The following is a 17435-nucleotide window of genomic DNA, read 5'->3' on the forward strand; positions in this document are numbered from 1 at the left end:
CCCCGTTGACCACGATCGACCTCAGCACACCGACGCCGCCCCCGGCCTCCCTGCTGGACGCCCTGCCGCGCCGGGTGGCGCTGACCCTGCCCGAGCTCCAGTTCGTCGCCGAACGCGCGGGCGGAGCGCCACTCCCCTTCGACGTCTCCGCTCCGGGCGCCGCCGCGCCGCTGGAGGATCGCCTCGGCGCCAGCCGCGGAACCACCGAGGACCAGGCATATCTGGCCGCGCTCGAGGCGCTCCACGACCCGGAGACCTCCCTGGCCCGTCGCGGCCTGCTCGTCGGCGACGTCGTCGATGACGGTCTGGCCGGGGCGGTGGGGCTGCTCGCGACGCCGACGTACGCCGTCGAGCTCGATGTCACCGTCGAGCAGGTGCAGGTCAAGGCGTGGCACCGCGCCAACGACACCGCGGTCGCCGCACTCGCCACCAGCGACGGGATCGTCTTCGAGCTCGCGTGGTTCCCGGTGGCCGCGTGGCCCGACGAGCTCGCCCGCGTCGGCGTCCTGCCCGAGGACCTCGCCCTACGCGAGTCCCTGGTGCCGGAGTACCTCGATCTCCCCTACGCGCTGGCGGACGCGGCGGTCGAGGCCGCCGCGGGCGCACGCTCCGACCTGGTGCAGGTGCTGGCCGGGCAGCACGACGGCGAGGTGGTCGATGCCCAGGGCCGGCCGCTGCCGGCTGCGGAGGTCCCCGGCGTGCTCCAGGCCCTCGGCACCGAGGCTCAGGGCCGGCTGCGGGTCCTGGTGGCCGATGTGTCGAGCGAGCCGACGACGGTCGTCGGGGTCCGCTCGTGGGTGCTGGTGGCCGACGGCTGGCGCACCCTGCATCCGCATCAGGCGAACGGTGCCACGCGCGTGGAGATCCGGGCGGTCGAGGCGGCCGACCTCGCCGTCGACCTGGCGCCGGTGCTCGCAGAGGTGGCCTCGTGAGCACTCCGCCCGCCGACGAGCGCACCGAGTCGCACGAGGGGGACCCGACCAGCCAGGCGTCGATGGTCGCGGCCGCGGCGTCCGAACAACGCACCGCGCCGACCACGGAGGCCGAGGCGGCCGACCTCGCCGACAAGTACGACCGGATGATGCGCCTGGCCGCGCTCTTCGACGACTCCGGCGAAGCCATGCGCCAGCGCGCCAAGCTCGGCACCGACATCATCGCCGACCCCGCCTTCGCCGACTCCGCGCCACTCTCCCCGGGCACCCACGCCCAGGCCGAGGACGACATCCGAGCCGCCACCACCGGCAAGCGCGGCCTGCTGTCGCGTTCCATCGAGCTCGACGCCGACGCGCTGGTGCTCCGCGCCACGGTGCTCACCTATCGCTGGATCGACGAGCTCCAGACCGCCGCCTACAAGACCCTCGGCTCGATCGCCGGGCGCGCGATCGGCTATCTCGCCCCCGAGGTGGCCCTGGGCGGTGCGATCGTCTCGGCAGGACTGATCGAGACCGACGCGCTCGACCGCGACGGGGTCGCCGCGTATCTCAACGAGCTCGCCGACTCCAACCCCGAGTTGATGGAGCACGTCACCAGCGGTGGCGGCGGCCTGCTCGAGGGCCTGCAGATGAGATCACTGCTCACTGCCGGCGTCCTGTCTGGCGACCGTGGCCGACTCGCCGGGCAGGGCGGTCTCCGCGCGATCGGCGTCCGGCCCTTCCCGTCGGGCTTCGAGTCCGCGCTGCGCGACGTCGCGGGCGGGCTCGTCGAGCCGGCCTCGGACCCCTCCGCAGCGGAGTCGGAGGGCGACCCGTCCGGCGCCCGGCCACGCGACCTCACCGCGCTGATGACCGCGCTCCAGGACGCGCCAACCAGCGTCGTGGTCCGCCGGGTCGCCCCGAGCCGCTACATCGCCTACCTCCACGGTGCCGACGGCGGCGCGAGCGGGCGCCTGCGGCTGGTCGGCGGCGATCAGTCGTCCTATGCCGACCACGTGGTGCGCAGCATCGAGCGCGCGGTCGGCGACGACACCGAGGCGCGGGTGATGCTGGTCGGCTCCGGACAGGGCGGCGTCACCGCCGCCGAGCTGGCAGCCGCGCCGACGTCGTCGGCGTTCGTCATCGACCAGGTGGTCACCACCGGCGCGCCGTCGGCGCACGTGCCGCGGCTCCCCGACGACGTCCGGATGCTCGCGCTCGAGGACCGCTCCGATCCGGTCGCGCTCCTCGGCTCGCTCATCAACTCCGCGGCGACCAACCGGGTCACCGTCGTCTACGACGGCGGCGAGGACGGCTACGTCGCCGGCGGACGCGCTGCCGACGCCGCGACGCACCCGGCGCTGGTCGAGGAGATCGCTCGGATCGCGGCGTTGGGCTATCTCGGGCCTGCTCCGGACTGACCCGTTCGGCGCAATTGCGCTGAACGGTGCACTCTGATGACCGGTCAATGGCCCAAACCGCGCAATTGCGCCGGTCGGGTCGCCCACGGCCCATCCGACCGACCCAAACCACGCAATTGCGCTGAACGGTGCACTCCGAGGACTCCTCGAGGGCCCAAACCGCGCAATTGCGCCGAATGGTGCAGCGGAGGCGGGGACCCGGTGCTCAGCCGGCCAGGTCGTGCACGAACTCGGCGAGCTGGGTGAGGTTGCGGCACTCCACCATGGGCACGATCGCGCCGTAGGTGGTGGCCGCGGAGTCGCCGGTGCCCCAGTGCCGACGGTGCTCGGGGTTGAGCCACCACGCGTGGCGGGCGGTGCCGGCGAGCTCGGCCAGGACGTTCTGGTGGAGGTCGCTGTAGTTGGAGCGCGCGTCGCCGAGGATGAGCAGCGACGACTTCGGGCCGATCGCGTCGGGGTGCAGCTCGGCGAAGCGGGTCAGCGCGCGTCCGTAGTTCGTGCGTCCCCACAAGGCGGCGTGGCGGGCGGAGGCGGCGAGGTCGGCCATCACGTCGACGACGTCGGCGCCCGGTCGGAACGCGTCGGTGACCTCGTGCACCTCGTCGACGAAGGTGAAGGCGCGCACCTTCTGGAACTGGTCGCGCAGCGCGAAGACCAGCAGCAGGGTGAACTGGGCGAAGTTCGCCACCGAGCCGCTCACGTCGCACATGACGACCAGCTCGTTGCGGTGGGGCCGCTTGGGGCGTTGATGGGTGACGAGCGGGACGCCGCCGGTCGACATCGAGGCGCGGACGGTGCGGCGGAAGTCGAGCGGCCCGCGGCGCCGCGCGTGGTGCTCCTTGGTGAGCCGGGTGGCCAGGCGGCGCGCGAGCGGGTAGATCTCGCGGCGCATCTCCTCCAGGTCCGAGCGGCGGGCGGCGAGGAAGTCGATGCGGTCGATGCTGGGGCGCAGCGCGACCTTCGCGATGTGGTCGGCGCCCTTCTCCTCGGCGATCCGCCGGCGGGCGTCGGCCTCGACCCGCGCCGAGAACGCGCCGATCCGTCGGCCGGCGCCGCGGGCGGCCTCCTCCTCGGTGACTCCTTCGCCCATCAGTGCCGCGACGATCCGGTCGGTCAGCTCGGACGGCGCCACCCGCTGTAGCGCCGCGTAGGCCGACCACGACGACAGTCCCGGGCCGCGGCCGGGCATCGCACCGAACCGGGCCACCATCTCGGCCGCAAGCTGCTCCAGGGCGGCCTGGTCGTCGGCCGCCAGTGCCTCGGCGAGCTGCTCGCGGAACGTGGCGAGCGCCTCCGCGTTGTCGCGCACCCGCTCCGCGGGCGCCCCGTCGGCTCCGGTCTCCGAAGCCTGCTCGCCGTCGGGGGCGAGCGAGCTCGCGCCGTCGCCGACCAGTCGGGGGAAGTAGAGGTCGAACAGCGCCTCGAAGATGGGACGCTGGGCCTGGCGTTTCACCACGGTGGCGGCGTAGCCCTCGCGGATCTGGCCGCGCTCGGTCCAGTCGAGCGCGGTGAGGGCGGCGACGGCGTCGAGGTCCTCGGCGAGCGAGACCGACAGGCCGGCCCCGCGCAGCGCCTCCAGGAAGGCGATGTGCCGGTCGACCAGCCCGCTGCGCTCACTCATCGCTGGCTCATCGGCGGAGCTTCAGCTCCTTGACCGCCCGCTCCTGATCGGAGTGGTGCTTGAGGACGACGCCGAGGGTGTCGTTGATCGCGGCGTCGTCGAGGTCGCCGATCTCCAGCGCCACCAGGGTGCGCGCCCAGTCGACCGACTCGGCGATCGACGGCGCCTTCTTCAGCTCCAGCTCGCGCAGCCGGCCGATCGTGGCCACCAGCTGGGTCGTGACCCGCTCGTCGAGGCCCGGCACCTGCGAGGCGACGATCTCCCGCTCGCGCTCGGCGTCGGGGTAGTCGAGGTGCAGGTAGAGGCAGCGCCGCTTGACCGCCTCGGACAGCTCGCGGCTGGCGTTGGAGGTGAGCACCACGAACGGACGCCGCGCCGCCGCGACGGTGCCGAGCTCGGGGATGGTGACCTGGAAGTCGGAGAGCACCTCGAGCAGCAGCCCCTCGACCTCGATGTCGGTCTTGTCGACCTCGTCGATGAGCAGCACGGTCGGCTCCTCCCGACGGATCGCGGTGAGCAGCGGCCGGGTGAGCAGGAACTCCTCGGTGAAGATGTCGTCGTGGGTCTCGCTCCACGACGCGTCGCTCTGCGAGGCCTGAATGCGCAGCAGCTGCTTCTTGTAGTTCCACTCGTACAGCGCCCGCGCCTCGTCGAGGCCCTCGTAGCACTGCAGGCGCACCAGGTCGGCGCCGGTCGCCCGGGCGACCGCCTTGGCCAGCTCGGTCTTGCCCACGCCGGCAGGCCCCTCGATGAGCAGCGGCTTCTCCAGCGCCCCGGCGAGGTAGGACGTCGTCGCGGTGGCGTCGTCGGCGAGGTAGCCCGCCTCGTGCAGTCGACCTGCCGCGTCGGCGGGTGAGGCGAACCAACTCATCGCGCCATCCTCCCACCGGCCGCGAACCCGACTCAGGCAGGCCCCGCACGGCCCAGCGGGGATAGTTTGAGGCGTTATCAACCTCGAGCGGGCACCTCGAGGTTGATAACGCCTCAAACTATCCGGGGTTTGCCAAGGCGGCGCGCACACAGAGACGGTCGTAGATCGAGTGGAGCGATGCCTTCACCCAGCTCCACGATGACTCCGGCGTCGACTCCGGCGTCGCACTCCTGAGGTTCGCCGCGTAGGCCGCGTAGTAGGTGCGGCGGTGTTGCCGGGCCGCGCCGGGCTGGGGCGTGCCGATCGCGTTGACGGCCTGTGGACGTCGCTGGTGACCGGTGTTGACGTGCCACGTAGGGGTCACGACCGCCAGGTGGTTGACCGGCGTGCCGCCTCGTAGATGGCGTCGAGTGCCTCGGGGGTGTGGATCTCGCCGTGGCGCAGGAGCCATTTCGCGAGGTTGTTGCGCCAGGTGACGCTGACTCCGTCGGGCTGGCTCTTGATGACGACTTCGGCTGCGTTGACGGTGACGATGAGACCTTGGACGTGGACCGGGAAGCCGCAGGCGGCAGCGAGGAGTTTGGCTGCGCGTCCCGCCTCGTGGCGGCTGTTGCGGATGTAGGGCTGCCGGTTGCCGTTGACCATGAAGGTGTTCCCACCGACCCAGATCTTGGCCTTGGGGTGGTGCTTGGCGTTGATAGTGAACACGCCACCAGGGCCAACGACGAGGTGGTCGATGTCGGAGCCGCGGTCGCCGACCGGAATTGCATGGAGCGCCCGCCAGCTGGGGTCCTTCTTCGCGGCCTTCACGAGTTGGGCGGCGACGAGTTCCTCACCGTCCGCGCCGATTCGCCAAGCGCGTTCGTCGGTGTGGACCCCGAGCACTCGGGCGAGGACAGTCTTCACGGGCGCGGCGTCGCGTGCTGCTTGAGCCTGCTCTCGTGCGGCGGCCCCGGCTCGGTTGGTTGAGAGGTCCAACCAGGGCCTGGGGGCGGCTTGGATTGCGGCGTCGTGCGGTGTCGACTCGACGGCCGGCAGAGGCGCGGGGTTCGGCGGCTCCTGGCCTACAGGTCGTGGCTGTTCGAGGGGCGGGGCGGTCGATCCGGTCTGGGTGGGGTCGACGGTGCCGTCGGACCTGGGGGCAGTCGCGCCTGCCTCGAATCCGTTCTCCACTCGATCGGACATCCAGTCATCGACGGCATGGGTGAGGGCGGAAAGGTCGTCCTGGCTCTCAGGGTGCGCCTCGTTCGTGGTGAGGTCCCACCATCCGACCTTCACCCCGTCAGGTCGCTCGACGTACAGCCGGTCCTTCCCGTACCTGCGCCACCGAGTCACCGAGCACGTCGCGTTCTCCATGCGTGGATCATCGGGGTGTCTCCACGCCCACTACAGCGGTTCCGGGAACTGCGCTTCTCGCACATCTGCGGCCCAGCGCGGGGCCGACGAACGCAACAACGCCGCCCCGTGAACCCGGATTCGGGCCACGAGACGGCGTCGCTGAGACTTTTCGTCTCTCGGGTTACAGGATTGCGTCCGTAGCCCACTGGCGGTGGCGGAGGGATTTGAACCCTCGGTGGGCTTGCACCCACAAACGCTTTCGAGGCGTTCTCCTTAGGCCGCTCGGACACGCCACCGCCGGGAAGGTTACCGGAGCGCCGAGCGAGGCGTGAAATCGGATGCCGACCGGGCGATCGGTGAGCGCCGTCACACCCGAGGGTGGCCGCAGCGCTGTTGGCAGTGTGTACTGGGACGATGGCCGAGGACCGGGGGATGCGGGCGGAGGTGGCCGCGTCCTGGCACCGCTCGGCCGCCGCGGGGGTGAGCGCGGAGCTGCGCGAGGCACCGATCACCGTCGACCAGGGCGATCTGCGCGACCTGCGGTCGGCGCATCCGCTCGCCCGCGTGTTCCCGCTGCTCGACGACGTCCTGGGTCAGGCCGTGCGCGACTGCGACGCCATGATGGCGATCAGCGACGCCGACGGCACGCTGCTGTGGATCTGCGGGACGCCGAAGACGTTGCGCGCCGCGGAGCGGATCGGGTTCGTGGAGGGCAGCAACTGGGACGAGCGGCTGGCCGGCACGAACGCGCCGGGCCTCACCATCGCCACCGGCAGGCCGACGACGATCACCCGCGCCGAGCACTTCCGGCAGAGCGTGCAGCCGTGGAGCTGTGCGGCCACACCGATCCACGACCCCGGCACGACCCGGCTGCTCGGCGTCCTCGACGTCACCGGCGGCGACCAGATCGTGGTGCCGCAGACGATGGCGATGGTGCGGGCGGCGGCGCGGCTGGCCGAGGTCGAGTTGGGCCGCGAGAGCCTGCTCGGCCCGCAGCCCGAGCGTCCGGGTGGGCTCCGCGTCCTGCTGGAGGGACTGGGGCGCCCGGAGGCGCTGTTCACCATGGACGACGGTCGCGGGCGGGTCGAGACCGTCCGGCTGAGTCGCCGGCACAGCGAGATCCTGCTGCTCCTCGCGGCCGCACCCCGCGGGCTCTCCGGCGACGAGCTCGCCGTGCTCCTCTACGAGGACGACGGCGCCTCCTCCACCCTGCGCGCCGAGCTCAACCGGCTTCGGGGGCTGCTGGGCGAGGAGGTCCTGGCCTCGCGTCCCTACCGGTTGGCGGCCGACGTGACCGGTGACTGGCTGGCCGTCGAGGCGCAGCTGGCCGCGGGCGACGTCCGGGAGGCGATGCGGACCTACCAGGGTCCACTGCTCCCCCGCTCGACCGCGCCGGGCGTCGTGAGGATCCGGGGAGCGCTGGAGGCGTCCCTGCGACAGGCGCTGCTCCGCTCGGGCCAGGCCGACCTGATGTCGGCCTGGACGCGCTCGGCCTGGGGCCGCGACGACTACGAGATGTGGGTGGCCCAGCGCGACGCCGTCGACCCGGCCTCGCCGATGGTGGCACTGGTCGACGGCCAGATCGCCCGGCTCGACGCCGACCTGGCCTGACCCGAGCCCCGCGACGTTCGGCAACCTGGCCGCAACGTTCGGCTTCCTACGGTGTGACGGCACTCACCCCGACGACGTCGGGATCCCGATCGAAGGAGCCTCATGACCGTCTACGCCGCACCCGGCCAGTCCGACTCGCTCGTCTCCGTCCAGCCTCGGTACGACCACTACATCGGCGGCGAGTGGGTGGCTCCGGTCAAGGGTCAGTACTTCGAGAACATCTCGCCGGTCAACGGCAAGCCCTTCACCGAGATCGCCCGCGGCACCGCCGAGGACATCGACGCCGCGATCGACGCCGCGCACGCCGCCGCCGACAAGTGGGGCGCGACGTCGGCCACCGACCGCGCCAACATCCTGCTCAAGATCGCCGACGCGATGGAGCAGCACCTCACCGAGCTCGCCGTCGCCGAGACGTGGGACAACGGCAAGGCCGTGCGCGAGACCCTCGCCGCCGACCTGCCGCTGGCCGTCGACCACTTCCGCTACTTCGCCAGTTGCCTGCGCGCCCAGGAGGGCACGATCAGCGAGATCGACGGCGACACGATGGCCTACCACTTCCACGAGCCGCTCGGCGTCGTCGGCCAGATCATCCCGTGGAACTTCCCGATCCTGATGGCGGTGTGGAAGCTCGCGCCCGCCCTGGCAGCCGGCAACTGCGTGGTGCTCAAGCCCGCCGAGCAGACCCCGTGGTCGATCCTCAAGGTCGTCGAGGTGATCGGCGACCTGCTGCCGCCGGGCGTGCTGAACGTCGTCAACGGCTTCGGCGTCGAGGCCGGCAAGCCGCTGGCCTCCTCGCCGCGGATCGCCAAGATCGCCTTCACCGGCGAGACCACCACCGGCCGGCTGATCATGCAGTACGCCAGCCAGAACATCATCCCGGTGACCCTCGAGCTCGGCGGCAAGAGCCCGAACATCTTCTTCGACAACGTCGCCGCCGAGCGCGACGCCTTCTACGACAAGGCGCTCGAGGGCTTCACGATGTTCGCCCTCAACCAGGGCGAGGTCTGCACCTGCCCGTCCCGCGCGCTCGTGCAGCGCTCGATCTACAGCGACTTCGTGCCGGACGCGATCGCGCGGGTCGAGAAGATCGTGCAGGGCAACCCGCTCGACGACTCCACCACGATGGGCGCCCAGGCCTCCAACGACCAGCTGGAGAAGATCCTCAGCTACATCGACATCGGCAAGCAGGAGGGCGCGAAGGTCCTCACCGGCGGCGGGCGCAAGGTCCTCGACGGCGAGCTGGCCGAGGGCTACTACGTCGAGCCGACCGTGTTCGAGGGCGACAACTCGATGCGGATCTTCCAGGAGGAGATCTTCGGGCCGGTGCTCGCGCTGACCTCCTTCGACGAGGAGGCCGACGCCCTCAAGACCGCCAACGACACCCTCTACGGCCTCGGCGCCGGCGTGTGGTCGCGCGACGGAGCGCAGGCGTTCCGCATGGGCCGCGGCATCAAGGCCGGCCGGGTGTGGACCAACTGCTACCACGCCTATCCGGCGCACGCGGCCTTCGGCGGCTACAAGCAGTCGGGCATCGGTCGCGAGAACCACAAGATGATGCTCGACCACTACCAGCAGACCAAGAACCTCCTGGTCTCCTACTCCCCCGACGCCCTCGGCTTCTTCTGATCGCGACCGAGGGACGAGGTCGCGATCGTCGGTGGTCGAGCAAGCGGCACGGCTGAGGAACGAGGCCGTGACCCGCGTGTCGAGACCTGGTGAGCCCAAGACCGACCGAGGGGAGCCGGGCACTACCGAGGAACGAGGTCGTGCCCGGCGAGCCGATCGCGACCGAGGGACGAGGTCGCGATCGTCGGTGGTCGAGCAAGCGGCACGAGCGAGCTTGCGAGCTCGTGACCCGCGTGTCGAGACCTGGTGAGGCCCAAGACCACCGAGGCGGCCGGGCACTACCGAGGAACGAGGTCGTGCCCGGCGGCCGGGATCAACGACATGAGCCCACGCAAGGACAGGAGCACCAGGTGAGCCGAGTCGACGTCACCCCCGCAGCAGCCGAGCTGGTCCGCGAACTGACCGAGCAGCACGGCCCGGTCATGTTCCACCAGTCCGGCGGCTGCTGCGACGGGTCGGCTCCGATGTGCTATCCCGACGGCGACCTGCTGCTCGGTGACGCCGACGTGCACCTCGGCGACCTGGACGTCGGACTCGACCGGCCGGTCCCGGTCCACATGTCGCGGGCGCAGTACGAGTACTGGTCGCACACCCACCTCACGATCGACGTCGTCAGGGGACGCGGCGCCGGGTTCTCCCTGGAGGCGCCGCACGGCGTCCGGTTCCTGATCCGCTCACGTCTCCTGGGCGACGAGGCTGCCGGATCCACACCCACCGACTGAGCTCGGCCCCCACCGAGCTCATCACCTCGGGCCCCGATCGCGGAGCGGTCGGGGCCCGACGACGTCCGGGTTGCTAGGGAACCACTGATCAATGCCGGGACGGCGCCGGCATCCACCCACATCAATCAGTGATTCCCTATCGGAGCTCCTGCCGGATCTCGCGGGTCGCGCCGGCGACCGTCACGGTTGCGAGAGCACCGTTCACCAGCGGCAGGTGCGGCGGGACGTGTCCGATCTCGAGGTCGAACACGATCGGGAGGTCGAGCCGCCCCAGGGCGTCGAGGACCGCCTCGTCCTGGGTCAGAGCAGGATGGTCGGGCGCGTTGGTGCGACCGATGAGGATGGCGCGGGCGTGCTCGAACCAGCCCGCCAGGCGCAGGCCGTGCAGGTTCCGGCAGATCGTGGCGGCCTCGTCGTCGGAGACCTCGAGGTAGAGGATCAGGCCGTCCTCGGCGTACTCGGCACCGAACGCGGCGACGTCGCCGTACGGAGTGCCGGCCAGATTGGTCATGGTCTCGACGCAGCCGCCGATCAGCCGCCCGCTCGCGTCGAGCGAGTCGGCGCCGTGGAGCCGCCAGGATCCCTCGCCCACGCTCTTCCACTCCACGGCGCGCGTGTCCTCCTCGAAGCGCCACCAGCCGCCGACGAACCCCGAGTCGCGCTGGACGTGGGGCCCCGCGCCGCCGACGACGTCGAGCCAGGGTAGGAGGCCGTCGGGGACGCCATACGGCGTGTCGGCGAGGTTGTCGCCGTGCAGCGTGGCCCAGCCGAGGCGGGTGGTGATCGGCAGGAGCACGGTGGACAGGTCCGAGAACCCCACCAGCCAGGTGGGTTCGGCGCTCGCGAGCGCGTCCCAGTCGAGCAGGTCGACCAGATCGATCGCCGTCTCGCCGCCCCACGGCGGGAGCACGCAGCGGATCGCCGGGTCGCAGAGCATCGCGGTGAGCTCGGCGGCACGGCTCTTTGCCGGACCGGCGGTGATGCCGGAGCCGTCCATGCACTCGCCGACGACGACGTCGTAGCCCGCATCGCGTAGCCAGTCGACGCAGAAGGCCACGCGTTCCGCACCCGGGCCGGCCGCGCCTGCGGACGGCGAGGTGACCGCGATGGTGTCTCCGGGTCGGAGAGGCGCCGGGTATCGGATCATCCGCCGATCCTGGCAGAGGCTCAGCCAAAGACATGGTCCCGTCACCGATCAGGCGTGCGCCCGCGACTCCGGGCACGTTCTCCTGATCGAGAATCCGGCTCAACCACGGGGATGTGGGACAAACACCGGATTCGGGGGTTGTCGCCTCCGACGACGTGGTGGTCGCCTCGGAAGGGTGCCCCGCGGCCATCCCTCGCGTGGCCTCGCGATCGCGGGCACGACGGCGCCGACGGCGGTTCAAGTTCCCGTAGCGATGCCGATTGCAGATTTTTTCAGCATGTGTCTTGCGCATTGCGTAGTTCAGCATTTATATTTCTACGCATCACGCATAGTGACCCGCATCACAACCTGTGTGCCATTCGTCGGCTCGGCGGTGTCGCGGCGTGATCCACACACCACGAAGGGGATCAGCAATGTCCACACTCGATGGCATCCTCAACCGCCTCGGACTGCCCGACGCGGACGTCCTGGACCAGCGGCTCGACGAGGGCAAGACCCTGCCGGTCGAGTTCTACACCGACCCCGAGATCTACCGGCTCGAACAGGAGTTGATCTTCGCCAAGTCGTGGAGCTACGCCTGCCACGAGTCCCAGGTCGCCAAGCCCGGTGACTACGCGGTGACCCGAGCCGGCGATACGCCGATCATCGTCACCCACGGCAAGGACGGCGAGCTGCGCGCCTTCGTCAACGCCTGCGCGCACCGCCTGCACTCGATCGCAGAGACCAACGGGAACAAGCCCCTGCTGCAGTGCCCGTACCACGGTTGGACTTACGGCCTGGACGGCCGGCTGAAGACCGCGCCTCGCTCCAACCGCGAGAAGAGCTTCGACTGCTCCGCGATCACGCTGACCCCGGTCGCGGTGGAGCGCTGGGACCAGTGGGTCTTCGTCAACCCGGATGCGGACGCCGCCTCGTTGGCCGAGGTCACCGCCGACATCCGGCACCTGACCGACGAGGTGAACGCCGACCTGCGCGAGTACGAGTTCCAGCTCCGCTACACCTACGACATGGCCTGCGACTGGAAGCTGTGGGCCGAGAACGCGCTGGAGTGCTACCACTGCCCGACGCTGCACAACACCAGCTTCGGGAAGACCTACGACTCCTCGCCCGACGCGTACCACGTGGCCTCATGGACCGACAACATCTGGCACGAGGGCCCGATCAAGTGGCTGCCCACCGGCGTCGAGCCGGACGGGTTGCGCGGATTCCGCTTCGCCTTCACCTTCCCCTCCAGCTTCTACGCCCTCGACGACTACGTCGGATTCGTCGGCTCCATCCAGCCGGTGGCTCCGGGCAAGAGCTGGGCGTTCGTGGACATGTACTCCAAGCCCGGCGCCGACGAGCGCGTGGTCAAGGAGTGGATCGAGATGTGGGACCGCACCCTCATCGAGGACAAGACGGCCACCGACATCCAGCAGATCGGCTACCAGTCCGGCCGGATCCCGGCCGGCCAGATGATGGTCGACTCCGAAGGCCCGCTGGTGCAGTTCATGCGCACCACGTTGGACAGGCTCCGCGGATGAGCCTGCGGGTGGTCGCCGACCTCGACGCCTGCCAGGGCTACGCCAACTGCCTGGTGAACGCACCCGACGTCTTCGACCTGAGCGACGACGGCAAGGTCGTCGTCTTGGACGTGGACCTGGACACCGTGGACCGGACCCTGCTCGACGAGGCGATCGCCTCCTGCCCGGCTACCGCACTGCGCCTGGTCGAGGGAGCCTGACATGACCCGGGTGGTCATCGTCGGCGGCTCGCTCGGTGCGGCCAAGACCGCGCAGGGGCTGCGCGAGCGCGGCTTCGACGGCGACATCGTGGTGCTCACCGAGGAGCACGTGCTTCCCTACGACCGGCCTCCGCTGAGCAAGGCCTACCTGGCGGGAGTCAGCGATGTCGAGGACCTGTTGCTGCTCGACGCGGACTGGTACCGAGACCACGACGTCGAGGTCCGCCTCGGAGCCCGCGCCACCGGCCTCGACCCGGAGCGCCGAGTCGTCCTGCTGGAGGACGACGAGGTCGGTTACGACGAGCTCGTGATCGCGACCGGCTCCCGCCCCCGGCGACTGCCGTACGGGGCCGGCCTGGCCGGCGTCCATGAGCTGCGCAGCCTGGCCGACGCCGACAGGCTGCGGGCCGCGGCCGCCACGGCCGAGCGCGCCGTCGTGATCGGGGGCGGCTTCGTAGGCTTCGAGGTGGCCTCCACGCTCAGCGATCGTGGCCCGGCGGTCACCGTCCTGGAGGCGGCCGTGGCGCCACTGGCCCGGATCCTCGACACCCGCACCGCGTCGGTGCTGGTCGAGCACGCTCGCGCCAACGGCGTCACCGTGCGTTGCGGGACGGGGGTTGCCGACATCGTCGGGGACGAGACCGACTCGGTCCGAGCGGTCGTTCTGGCCGATGGCACCGAGATCCCCGCGGATCTCGTCGTCGTCGGCATCGGCGCGCAGCCCAACGTCGAGTGGCTGGAAGGGTCGGGGCTGCCGGTCGACGCCGGCGGCCTGCACGCCGACGACACCGGCCGGGTGGCACCGGGCGTGTGGGCCGTCGGCGACGTGAGCGCCTGGCGGAACGCGGATGGCGCCGCCGAGCGGCACGAGCACTGGACCCATGCGGGCGACCAGGCCCGAGCGGTGGCGCAGAACATCGCCGAAGGAACCGATCGAATCGTGGCCGGCGTTCCCTACGCGTGGTCCGATCAGTTCGGGCTGCGAATCAACATCGTGGGCGAACCACACCTGGCCGACGAGGTCCGACACCTCTCCGCGGCCCCCGGCGACCTGGTCGCCCTGCACGCCATCAACGGCACCTTCGTCGGTGCCTGCATCGTCGGCCAACCCCGCCTCACGGCCCAGAGTCGCGCCTGGGCGGGGCAGCGCAAGCACGTGGACGAGATCCCACCGTGGACGGACGCCGCAGCCGCGGCGACGTCCGTGATCGCAAGGAGTACGGCATGACCCAGCAACACACCCCGCGGCCCTCGGCCGCGGGTCCGGAGCTCGACGGGTCGCACCACGCCCGCCACATGGTGCGCACCCTGACCTGGCGCGAGGGCTTCGTCTTCGCGCTGAACATGCCGATCGGGCTGTTCCTCACCCTGGGCTACACCGTCGGCGCGATCGGGGGCTGGACCGCGATCACCATCTGGGCCGTGGCCTGCTTCTTCGCGCTGCTCCAGAACAACCTGTTCGCCGAGATGGCCAGCATGTTCCCCAACAAGTCGGGGGGCATCTCGGTCTATGCCTACGAAGGCTGGAAGCGGCACTTCGCGCCCTTGGGTGCGATCGCGGCATTCGGCTACTGGATGGGCTGGTCGCTCTCCCTCTCCGTGGAGGGGGTGGTCCTGGGCAGCCTGATGGAGCAGGCCTTCTGGCCCGACAACAACATCTCGGTCGACCTTCCCGGCGTGCACACCCTCGGGCTGCCGTACCTGATCGCGATCGGGGCGATCATGTCGGCCTGGGCGCTGAACTACTTCGGCATCAAGATCGCCTCCGGCGTGGCCAAGGTGACCGGCGCTCTCCTGGTGATCGGACTGCTGGTGCTCTGCGTCGGCCCGTTCTTCTCCGCCTCGGCCAACTTCAGCGTCGACAACATCGGCTGGTCCGGTACGCAGCCGCTGGACTGGAAGGTCATCGTGGTGTGGTTCTACATCACCGCGTGGACGACGTACGGCACCGAGGTGTGCGCCTCGTTCACCAGCGAGTACAAGGACCCGACCCGCGACTCGGCGCGTGCGCTGCGCGTCTCCGGCGTGTTCATCATGGGCCTCTACATCCTGGTGCCGTACATGATGGCCGGCACCCTCGGCGACGCGACGATCGGGGCGAACCCGGTCAACTACATCGGCCTGGCCTTCGACGAGATCCTCGGCTCGTGGTCCTGGTTGGGCGAGATCCCGATCATGGCGGCGTTCGTGATCGCGATGATGACCGCCACCGCCGACGGCGGCCGCTCGCTCTACGGCATCGCCACCTCGGGTGGCACCGTCCGTCAGCTCGGCGTGCTCAACCGCTACGGCGTGCCCGGTCGGGCCCTGACCACGGACATGATCATCAACATCGCGGTGCTGCTCCTGCTCGGCGAGCCGATCGCGATCCTGCTCGCATCCAACCTGGGCTACCTCTCCGCGGTGACCCTCGCGGTCGGCGCCTTCGTCCTTCTGCGCCGCGACAAGCCCGAACACAGCCGTCCCACGAAGCTGAAGAGCTACTGGGTGCCGATCGCGATCGCGCTGTTCTGCATCAACACCTTCGCCATCCTGATCGGCATCACCAACCCGGGGCTCACCGGATACGGCGGCGTGGGAGAGACCATCACCGGTATCGGCATCCTGCTCATCGCCTGCGTCCTGTGGTTCATCCGCCAGCGCTTCCAGGAGAAGTCGGCGATCTCGTGGCGGGTCACCGACGAGGACGAGGACGAGGACAGCGACAACCCGTTCGCCCCGCACCACCTCGACCACCCCGAGGCGCCCGCTGCCGCATCGCGTCCGGACACCGACCCCGACGAACTGACCACCCGGCGCTGAGCGTCGGCTACCGAACCCGAGGAGACAGACATGAAGGCAGTACGAGTCCACGAGTACGACACCCAGCCCACCCTCGACGACGCCGAGGACCCTAAGCTCACCTCCCCGCTGGACGTGGTGGTCAGGGTCGAGGGCGCCGGGGTGTGCCGCACCGACCTGCACATCGTGGAGGGGCAATGGGAGGACAAGAGCGGCGTCGTCCTTCCCTACACGATCGGCCACGAGAACGCCGGTGAGATCGTCGAGATCGGCTCGGCGGTCACCAACGTCGCCGTCGGAGACAAGGTGATCCTGCACCCGCTGGCCACCTGCGGCCTGTGCCTGGCCTGCCGGGCCGGCGACGACGTTCACTGCGCCGACTCGCGGTTCCCGGGGATCGACGCAGACGGCGGGATGGCCGACTACCTGCTGACCTCGGCCCGCTCCGTCGTGCCGCTGGCCGACAACCTGGCCCCCGCCGACGTGGCCGCACTGGCCGACGCCGGACTGACCGCCTACCACGCCGCTCGCAAGGCGGCCGCTCTGGTGCGTCCCGGCGACACCGTGGCCATCATCGGCGCCGGCGGCCTGGGCCACATCGGGATCCAAGCCATGCGGGCGTTGTCGGCCGGCCGTCTCGTCGTCATCGACGCCTCACCCGAGGCGCTGGCCCTGGCCAAGGATCTCGGCGCGGACGAGACCATCCTGGCCACCGACGACCCCGCGGGCGAGCTCCTCGAGCTCACCGCGGGCAACGGCGCCGAAGCCGTGCTCGACTTCGTCGGCGAGGGCACCGCGCTCGACTTCGGGACCCAGCTGCTGCGGCGCGCCGGGAGCTACTACGTGATCGGGTACGGAGGCACCCTGTCCATCCCGACGATCGACATCATCTCCACCGAGATCAACTTCGTCGGGAACCTGGTCGGCACCTACCTCGACCTGCACGAGCTGATGGCTCTCGCCGCCGCCGGCGCGGTGACCCTGCACACCGTCAAGTACGGCCTGTCCCACTTCGCCTCCGCGCTGGACGACCTGCACCACGGACGGGTCCGTGGGCGGGCCGTTCTGGTCCCGGACGCCGCAGTCTGAGCGTCCCCCGGGCCGACGGGCACGCTCACGGGTCGCCCTAGAATGACCGCCGTGCCGCGCCTCCCAGAGTCCGACAACGACCAGAGCCCGGGCCCGGGGCTCGACAAGCTCGACCACCAGATCCTGCTGCGTCTCCAGGAGGACGGGCGGATGCCGTACCGGCAGATCGCCCGCGAGCTCGAGGTCTCCGAGGGAACGGTCCGCGCCCGCACCGGGCGGATGGAGGAGATGGGCTTCCTGACCATCATCGCGGTGGCCGACCCGATCCGGATGGGCTACCGGGTGCAGGCCTTCCTGCTGATGAAGGTACGCCCCGGCCACGCCCAGGAGGTCGTCGACGAGCTCGTCACCTGGCCCGAGTCGACCTATGTCTCCGACTGCGTCGGCGTCGCCGACATCTACATGCAGGTCGTCTGCCACGACAACGAGCACCTGCACGACCTGCTCAACAACCGGATGGCCGCCCTGGACGCGGTCACCTCCGTCAGCACGTGCATCGAGCTCAAGATGCACAAGGTCTCTTACAAGTACAGCTGACCGGCCCTCGCTCTCGGTGGGCTGGTCCCACCCAGAG

At 70.3% G+C, this 17435-nt stretch carries 15 protein-coding genes and 1 tRNA gene; 11 read left to right on the plus strand and 5 right to left on the minus strand.

Annotation, left to right across the window (positions count from 1 at the left end):
- Nucleotides 1–5: 5 nt before the first annotated feature.
- Together WMR31_RS12930 and WMR31_RS12935 are read left to right on the plus strand one after the other, a co-directional pair.
- Nucleotides 6–932, plus strand: coding sequence for a hypothetical protein (locus tag WMR31_RS12930; protein WP_340539252.1), 927 nt, complete (start codon nt 6–8; stop codon nt 930–932).
- Nucleotides 929–2332, plus strand: a complete 1404-nt coding sequence (locus tag WMR31_RS12935; protein WP_340539253.1) for a hypothetical protein — start codon at nt 929–931, stop codon at nt 2330–2332. The genes WMR31_RS12930 and WMR31_RS12935 overlap by 4 nt, the downstream gene beginning before the upstream one ends.
- A 205-nt stretch (nt 2333–2537) precedes the next feature.
- On the opposite strand, the gene WMR31_RS12940 is transcribed toward WMR31_RS12935, so the two are convergent.
- The 4 genes from WMR31_RS12940 to WMR31_RS12955 form a co-directional block, all read right to left on the minus strand.
- Complete coding sequence (locus WMR31_RS12940) at nt 2538–3953, minus strand: VWA domain-containing protein (RefSeq protein WP_340539254.1); 1416 nt, start codon at nt 3951–3953, stop codon at nt 2538–2540.
- Between the two features lie 7 nt (nt 3954–3960).
- A complete protein-coding gene (locus WMR31_RS12945; RefSeq protein ID WP_340539255.1) occupies nt 3961–4824 on the minus strand; it encodes an AAA family ATPase in 864 nt (287 codons plus the stop codon).
- A gap of 360 nt (nt 4825–5184) precedes the next feature.
- A complete protein-coding gene (locus WMR31_RS12950) occupies nt 5185–5730 on the minus strand; it encodes a nuclease-related domain-containing protein (RefSeq protein WP_340539256.1) in 546 nt (181 codons plus the stop codon).
- Nucleotides 5731–6368: 638 nt separating this feature from the next.
- Nucleotides 6369–6458, minus strand: a tRNA-Ser gene (locus WMR31_RS12955).
- A gap of 118 nt (nt 6459–6576) precedes the next feature.
- On the opposite strand from WMR31_RS12955, the gene WMR31_RS12960 reads away from it, so the two are divergent.
- The 3 genes from WMR31_RS12960 to WMR31_RS12970 all read left to right on the plus strand — a co-directional run bounded on the left by WMR31_RS12960 (nt 6577) and on the right by WMR31_RS12970 (nt 10121).
- Nucleotides 6577–7773 (plus strand): GAF domain-containing protein, encoded by a 1197-nt coding sequence (locus WMR31_RS12960; protein WP_340539257.1) that lies wholly within the window; start codon nt 6577–6579, stop codon nt 7771–7773.
- Nucleotides 7774–7875: 102 nt separating this feature from the next.
- Nucleotides 7876–9399 carry an acetaldehyde dehydrogenase ExaC gene (gene exaC, locus WMR31_RS12965; protein ID WP_340539258.1) on the plus strand — a complete coding sequence of 508 codons (1524 nt, stop codon included), beginning with the start codon at nt 7876–7878 and terminating at the stop codon, nt 9397–9399.
- A 350-nt stretch (nt 9400–9749) separates the two neighbouring features.
- The gene (locus WMR31_RS12970) at nt 9750–10121 is read left to right on the plus strand and encodes a DUF779 domain-containing protein (protein ID WP_340539259.1); all 372 of its coding nucleotides are present in this window, start codon (nt 9750–9752) and stop codon (nt 10119–10121) included.
- 136 nt (nt 10122–10257) lie between these two features.
- Here the strand turns inward: WMR31_RS12970 and WMR31_RS12975 are convergent, their stop codons facing one another.
- Nucleotides 10258–11268 (minus strand): S66 family peptidase, encoded by a 1011-nt coding sequence (locus tag WMR31_RS12975; RefSeq protein ID WP_340539260.1) that lies wholly within the window; start codon nt 11266–11268, stop codon nt 10258–10260.
- A 413-nt stretch (nt 11269–11681) separates the two neighbouring features.
- Between WMR31_RS12975 and WMR31_RS12980 the strand changes: the two genes are divergently transcribed.
- Genes WMR31_RS12980 through WMR31_RS13005 form a run of 6 tightly spaced genes read left to right on the plus strand, consistent with a single transcriptional unit; the run spans nt 11682 to nt 17398 of the window.
- Nucleotides 11682–12791: an aromatic ring-hydroxylating oxygenase subunit alpha gene (locus tag WMR31_RS12980; RefSeq protein ID WP_340539261.1), complete on the plus strand. Its 1110-nt coding sequence runs from the start codon at nt 11682–11684 to the stop codon at nt 12789–12791.
- Nucleotides 12788–12991, plus strand: a complete 204-nt coding sequence (locus WMR31_RS12985; RefSeq protein WP_340539262.1) for a ferredoxin — start codon at nt 12788–12790, stop codon at nt 12989–12991. The genes WMR31_RS12980 and WMR31_RS12985 overlap by 4 nt, the downstream gene beginning before the upstream one ends.
- 1 nt (nt 12992) lies before the next feature.
- Nucleotides 12993–14219 carry an NAD(P)/FAD-dependent oxidoreductase gene (locus WMR31_RS12990; RefSeq protein ID WP_340539263.1) on the plus strand — a complete coding sequence of 409 codons (1227 nt, stop codon included), beginning with the start codon at nt 12993–12995 and terminating at the stop codon, nt 14217–14219.
- Nucleotides 14216–15793, plus strand: a complete 1578-nt coding sequence (locus tag WMR31_RS12995; RefSeq protein ID WP_340539264.1) for an APC family permease — start codon at nt 14216–14218, stop codon at nt 15791–15793. Before WMR31_RS12990 ends, WMR31_RS12995 begins: the two co-directional genes overlap by 4 nt.
- 30 nt (nt 15794–15823) lie before the next feature.
- Nucleotides 15824–16861: an NAD(P)-dependent alcohol dehydrogenase gene (locus WMR31_RS13000; RefSeq protein WP_340539265.1), complete on the plus strand. Its 1038-nt coding sequence runs from the start codon at nt 15824–15826 to the stop codon at nt 16859–16861.
- Between the two features lie 51 nt (nt 16862–16912).
- Entirely contained in the window at nt 16913–17398 is a 486-nt protein-coding gene (locus tag WMR31_RS13005; protein ID WP_340539266.1) for an Lrp/AsnC family transcriptional regulator, read from the plus strand.
- The last annotated feature ends 37 nt before the right edge of the window (nt 17399–17435 follow it).

This window comes from Nocardioides epinepheli, from assembly GCF_037936805.1.
Lineage (GTDB): Bacteria > Actinomycetota > Actinomycetes > Propionibacteriales > Nocardioidaceae > Nocardioides.

Excerpts from the sequence above, each read along its gene's own strand:
- WMR31_RS12940 (WP_340539254.1), bottom strand. The coding sequence starts at position 3,953 with ATGAGTGAGCGCAGCGGGCTGGTCGACCGGCACATCGCCTTCCTGGAG.
- WMR31_RS12945 (WP_340539255.1), bottom strand. The coding sequence starts at position 4,824 with ATGAGTTGGTTCGCCTCACCCGCCGACGCGGCAGGTCGACTGCACGAG.
- WMR31_RS12960 (WP_340539257.1), top strand. The coding sequence starts at position 6,577 with ATGGCCGAGGACCGGGGGATGCGGGCGGAGGTGGCCGCGTCCTGGCAC.
- exaC (WP_340539258.1), top strand. The coding sequence starts at position 7,876 with ATGACCGTCTACGCCGCACCCGGCCAGTCCGACTCGCTCGTCTCCGTC.
- WMR31_RS12975 (WP_340539260.1), bottom strand. The coding sequence starts at position 11,268 with ATGATCCGATACCCGGCGCCTCTCCGACCCGGAGACACCATCGCGGTC.
- WMR31_RS12980 (WP_340539261.1), top strand. The coding sequence starts at position 11,682 with ATGTCCACACTCGATGGCATCCTCAACCGCCTCGGACTGCCCGACGCG.
- WMR31_RS12985 (WP_340539262.1), top strand. The coding sequence starts at position 12,788 with ATGAGCCTGCGGGTGGTCGCCGACCTCGACGCCTGCCAGGGCTACGCC.
- WMR31_RS12990 (WP_340539263.1), top strand. The coding sequence starts at position 12,993 with ATGACCCGGGTGGTCATCGTCGGCGGCTCGCTCGGTGCGGCCAAGACC.
- WMR31_RS12995 (WP_340539264.1), top strand. The coding sequence starts at position 14,216 with ATGACCCAGCAACACACCCCGCGGCCCTCGGCCGCGGGTCCGGAGCTC.
- WMR31_RS13000 (WP_340539265.1), top strand. The coding sequence starts at position 15,824 with ATGAAGGCAGTACGAGTCCACGAGTACGACACCCAGCCCACCCTCGAC.